Source organism: Mesorhizobium sp. M7A.F.Ca.AU.001.01.1.1 (assembly GCF_004022735.1).
Classification (GTDB): domain Bacteria; phylum Pseudomonadota; class Alphaproteobacteria; order Rhizobiales; family Rhizobiaceae; genus Mesorhizobium; species Mesorhizobium ciceri.
Window position 1 is genome coordinate 1 of record NZ_RZPF01001221.1, and the last position, 905, is coordinate 905.

Below are 905 nucleotides of genomic sequence, written 5' to 3' on the forward strand. Positions count from 1 at the left end.
GGCCATAATCGTTCTCCGTCTATTCTACCCGCTTGGGGGAAATTGTTATTCGCTCTTCAGATCCGGCACCGCGCAAGGGACGCGACGTCGGTGGCTAAGGAACCCTTACGCGTATTTCTTCTGGACTTCCTGGGCCACTGCGGTCGGAACCGGCTCGTAGTGATCGAACTGCATCGTGTAGGCCGCACGGCCCTGGCTCATCGAGCGCAGGTTGTCGACATACTTGAACATGTTGGCGAGCGGCACCATCGCGTTGATGACAACGGCGACGCCACGCGCTTCCTGACCCTGGATCTGGCCACGACGACCGTTCAGATCGCCGATGACGCTGCCGACGTAGTCTTCCGGCGTCACGACTTCGACCTTCATGATCGGCTCGAGCAGCTGCACGCCAAGCTTGGGTGCTGCTTCACGGAAGCAGGCGCGGCCGGCGATTTCGAAGGCCAGAACGCTGGAGTCGACATCGTGGTAAGCGCCGTCGATGAGGGTCGCCTTGACGCCGATCATCGGGAAGCCCGCGAACGGACCCGAGGTCATGACGCTGTTGATGCCCTTTTCGACACCAGGGATGTATTCCTTCGGCACGGCGCCGCCGACGATCTTGGTATCGAACTCGAACTCGCTGCTATCGGGGTTCGGCTCGAACAGGATCTTGACGCGAGCGAACTGACCGGTACCGCCGGTCTGCTTCTTGTGCGTGTAGTCCTGCTCGTGCTTGCGGGTGATCGTCTCGCGATAGGCCACCTGCGGTGCGCCGACATTGGCCTCGACCTTGAACTCGCGACGCATGCGGTCGACGATGATGTCGAGGTGGAGTTCGCCCATGCCGGAAATGATTGTCTGGCCGCTTTCCTCGTCGGTCTTGACGCGGAAGGACGGATCCTCGGCGGCCAGGCGATGAAGGG

At 61.2% G+C, this 905-nt stretch carries 1 pseudogene; it reads right to left on the minus strand.

Features of this window, described 5'->3' with window-relative positions:
- Nucleotides 1–105: 105 nt before the first annotated feature.
- Nucleotides 106–905 (minus strand): annotated as a pseudogene (fusA, locus tag EN884_RS37225) (elongation factor G); the annotation flags it as partial.